The sequence below is a fragment of the Candidatus Desulfatibia sp. genome (genome assembly GCF_036446775.1).
GTDB lineage: Bacteria > Desulfobacterota > Desulfobacteria > Desulfobacterales > UBA11574 > Desulfatibia_A.
Genome location: NZ_JAZFTO010000187.1, coordinates 1 through 4,172, shown reverse-complemented (window position 1 = coordinate 4,172; position 4,172 = coordinate 1). Strand labels below are relative to the sequence as shown.

Genomic DNA, 4,172 nt, shown 5'->3' with positions numbered 1-4,172 from the left:
CGGTCCGCGCGAAGCTATCTTTTTGCGGGTAAGGACCTTTTTAATGCCGTCATAATCGTAAACAACCTCCAGCGGCCCGAAGCAAAACTCGCAGATGTAGAGCGGATCTATTCCGTATTCCTTATTGCACTCCCTGCACCTAAGGCCTTTAACGTACCCCACTACGACACTCCTGACATGGAATCTGCAAAAATGGTTACAACATTTTGATTTTTCTTCATTTTCCCGGCAACTTTCCTTGCGGCCCAGGCGGACGCGCCGGAAGACAGGCCGACTGGAAGCCCTTCTTTGGCCAGGATTTCCCCGGCGGTTTTTTGCGCGGTTTCAGAGCTTACCCGACTAACCTCGTCAATTATCTCCCTGTTAAGTATTGAGGGTATGAACCCCGGCCCAATGCCTGTTATGTAGTGAACGCCAGGCTTTCCGCCGCTCAGTAACGCCGATTCGGAAGGTTCCACCGCTACTATCTTTATGTGGCCGTATTTCGCCTTAAGGGCTTCGCCCACGCCGGTAATAGTGCCGCCAGTGCCAACTCCGGCGACAAAGGCGTCGATAGTGCGGTTGCCCATCGATTTCATTATTTCCCTGGCGGTCGTATTCCTGTGGATTTCCGGGTTCGAGGGGTTGGCGAACTGGTCCGGGTGATAATACCTCTTGTTCCTCTTGCAAAGATGAACCACCTTTTCCTTTGCTCCTCTCATTCCTTCTTCGGCCGGTGTAAGTATGACTTTTGCCCCCATGCCTTTAAGGACTTTTATCAAATATTCGTTGTCCGTATTCGGCATTACAATTACAACTTCGTATCTTTTCCGCCTTCCAGCCAGGGCCAGGCTTAAGCCGGTATTTCCGCTGGTGGGCTCTATGATTACCGAGCCTTTTATGAGTTTCCTCCTCTGCTCGGCATCGTTTATCATGTTGAGCGCTATGCGGTCTTTTATGCTTTTGCCCGGGTTGTACCACTCCAGCTTGGCGTAAACTGCCGCTCCGTTGCCGCCCGAAAAAGCGTTCAGCCTTACCATCGGGGTATTACCGAACAGCTCCAGGACGGATTCCCGTAATAACTTGCTCATCAGCTAGCCTTTAATATTATGATACCTTATTAATCTTGTCAAGTTTTAGGATCAAACAGCCGACGTTTCTGTTTTAAATTCTTCGCCGCTCTTCCAAAGAATTGGAAAAAGTGAAGAAATTGTGATATCGTTTGCAATTAACAGTTGAGTGATTGAGTAAGTCTGCTCTTGCTACAGGGAAACTATGATTCATGTTCGTTTTTTTATTTTTTAAAGGGGAATAATCATTATGATCAGCTCTATTAAAACTTTCTTATACGCATGCGCCTTGATTGCATTTATGGGCACATCTTCGCTTGCTTTCGAAAAGGAGGCCTTCGAAAAGCTGGCAAAAGACACCATTAAGCAGGTTATCAGCGGTTCGATAGCCGATATAGACGGCCTTATCGCGATACAGGAAAAAATGATTGCGCTGGGCGTCGAGGGATGCAAGATGTATGTATCGAAGGCTCCCGACGCTAAAGATAAAAAAATTATGGAACTGGTCATCGGGGGCGCCGAAAAAATGAAGGGCATGACGATGGATGAAATAGAAGAGGCCTGGCACGATGGCGGGGTTCTGGGGAAAAACGGAATCGACGCCGACTCGATAGGGATGGGGCAAACAATGAGCTTAATGGATTCAGTCATTCATCCGGCTACAACTTATATAGCCCTGAAGGAATACAAAAAGACAAAGGACAAAGCGTTATTAGACCAGGTAAAGGATGAGCTTACAGCAGTTTTGGAACATAATAAAATGATCAAAACCATGCCGCATTAAGGGAAAAAGAGGATTAATTAGCTGAATTCTCCACAAGCCCTAAGAAACGGCCAGTGTACATCTGATGAATAGGGTTTGTTACTTGCGAAGGCGCTTTTTGGCTCCCGGATATAGTAAGAAAATGGGGGATTGCCAATAAAGGGAGGCGTTTATGAAATTGAGCTTGGGCAAAAAACTTATTGCGGCTTTTATGGGCATCTCGCTTCTGGTTGTCATAGCCGGGGTCGCTGGTATCTTCATGGTAGGAAATGTCGCCGACAGCGCCAATAGCGTTATGGAAGAAGAGATGCCGATGATAGACGCCTCCATGAAAGCGTTGATCTCCATCGAAAAGACTATCTCCGAAAGCAGGAATTATCTCCTTAACACAACCGGCCTGAAAAATATAAAAAGTGCGATGGATGAATCGCTCGGAGAGTTTAAAAAGCATATCTCACGTATCAGCGGAACCGGAGAGATAAAGAACCTCACGGATAATGTCGTTTCCGAATTTTCCGGCTTCAAGGAGGCGGTAAACGACCTCATCCGCGCCCATGACAAAAAAGTCGGGTATATATTTACGCATAAAGGGGTGGAATATAATCTTAATAACTTCCTTTATTACGTGACGATACAATTTGACGGCTGGCTGGCTTCCGTTGAAGACACAAGTAAATATGACGTCCCGTTCACAGGCGAAATGAACGCGGCGAAAAGCGATTTCGGCATATGGTACAAAACCTTTAAAACTAGCGATGAAAAACTGGCGGCAAGTTTAAAAAAATACGATAAATACAACAAGAAATCACACCAATGGGCGGAAAAGATAAACGATGCGGCTAGCGATAAAAAGGTATCGCTTTATCAAACGGCAAAAACCAGGTTTTTCAACAAGGCCCAAAAAGAAATAAAGAAATTACATCATTATATAACCCCGATAGTAAACGGGCTGGAAAACCAGGAAAACCTAAGCATTCATAATATGGAGGAATCCTCCGAGAAAATGATAGATTTCCTGGAAAAGCTTGAAATGGTTATCGACAAGGACGTGGATGCGGCCAAGGAGTCGATGACCTTGTCGCAAGCCTCGTCGAGTTTTATTCTTATTTCAACCATTATTGTCGCGGTTATAATAGCTATTCTTCTGGGAGTTTTTCTGACCAGATCCATAACAAAACCGATCAATGTAATTATCGAAAGTCTTAAGGAAGCTTCCGGGCAAACCTCTTCGGCGGCCGGTCAGATATCTTCAGCGAGCCAGTCCTTAGCGCAGGGGTCAACGGAACAGGCCTCGTCGCTCGAAGAAACTTCGGCTTCCCTTGAACAGATCGCAAGCATGACGCGCCAGAATGCCGACAACGCCAATAACGCAAACTCGCTGATGACGCAAAGCAAAAGTTCGGTGGAAAAAGGAAACCAGTCGATGAAGGAAATGACAGCCGCCATGGATTCGATCAAGGAATCTTCCAGCGAGATCTCGAAAATAATCAAGGTGATTGAAGAGATTGCCTTTCAGACAAACCTCCTTGCCCTTAACGCGGCGGTGGAAGCGGCCCGCGCGGGCGAACATGGAAAGGGTTTCGCGGTTGTGGCCGAGGAGGTGCGCAACCTTGCCCAGCGCAGCGCCACCGCTTCCAAAGACACCGCAGCGCTTATTGAAAACGCCGTAAAAAAGGCCGGGGAAGGCGTGGAAATAACAAAAAAGGCGGCTGAATCTTTAGGCGAGATTGAAGACAACGTTAAGAAGTCGGGCGGACTTGTCGGGGAAATAGCCGCCGCCTCCAATGAACAGGCGCAGGGAGTCGAACAGGTCAATCTGGCGATTACCCAAATGGATCAGGTTACACAATCAAACGCGGCCAACGCGGAAGAGTCCGCCTCGGCAAGCGAGGAATTATCGGCACAAGCCGCCAACATGAATACCGTTGTGCAGGAACTTGCTCAGTTAATTTTCGGAGAAGATAAGAAAGACGCCGGTTTTGCGAAACCGCCACAGAAAAAAGCTAAAAACCCCGAGAAAACCAGACCGAATGCCGCCCAGCCAAAAGGCCTGCCCGTTCCGAAAAAACGACCCAGGCCTCAGCCAGCCGTTATAAAGAAAAAGGGAGCAGTAAAAGCGGAAGAAGTCATCCCCTTTGACGACGAAGACCTCAAAGACTTTTAATAAAACGGTTTCATAGGGTATAATCCCTCCCTGCTATCTCACTTTTAAGGATGAGTTTATTAATGAAAGATTCCGCTTGCACGATTTTAGTTACCGCTCTGATTTTACTAGCCTTTCCATTTAACTTACACGCCGCCGGAGTAAAGCTCGGCATAAGCGGTTTCGTGGAAGCCAGCTACTACCACAAAGACAGCGC

The 4,172-nt window shown here is 47.1% G+C and carries 3 protein-coding genes; 2 read left to right on the top strand and 1 reads right to left on the bottom strand.

Annotated elements, in window-relative coordinates:
* Window positions 1-161 precede the first annotated feature (161 nt).
* The gene (gene cysK, locus V3S16_RS09265) at window positions 162-1,070 is read right to left on the bottom strand and encodes a cysteine synthase A (protein WP_413884400.1); all 909 of its coding nucleotides are present in this window, start codon (window positions 1,068-1,070) and stop codon (window positions 162-164) included.
* A 229-nt stretch (window positions 1,071-1,299) separates the two neighbouring features.
* Here cysK and V3S16_RS09260 point away from each other — a divergent pair, with 229 nt between their 5' ends.
* Together V3S16_RS09260 and V3S16_RS09255 are read left to right on the top strand one after the other, a co-directional pair.
* Entirely contained in the window at window positions 1,300-1,833 is a 534-nt protein-coding gene (locus V3S16_RS09260) for a hypothetical protein (protein ID WP_413884399.1), read from the top strand.
* A 151-nt stretch (window positions 1,834-1,984) separates the two neighbouring features.
* Window positions 1,985-3,976 (top strand): methyl-accepting chemotaxis protein, encoded by a 1,992-nt coding sequence (locus V3S16_RS09255; RefSeq protein WP_413884398.1) that lies wholly within the window; start codon window positions 1,985-1,987, stop codon window positions 3,974-3,976.
* Window positions 3,977-4,172: the final 196 nt, after the last annotated feature.

What these genes read in the sequence shown, in the direction of transcription:
- cysK (WP_413884400.1), bottom strand. Translation starts at nt 1,070, where the DNA reads ATGAGCAAGTTATTACGGGAATCCGTCCTGGAGCTGTTCGGTAATACC.
- V3S16_RS09260 (WP_413884399.1), top strand. Translation starts at nt 1,300, where the DNA reads ATGATCAGCTCTATTAAAACTTTCTTATACGCATGCGCCTTGATTGCA.
- V3S16_RS09255 (WP_413884398.1), top strand. Translation starts at nt 1,985, where the DNA reads ATGAAATTGAGCTTGGGCAAAAAACTTATTGCGGCTTTTATGGGCATC.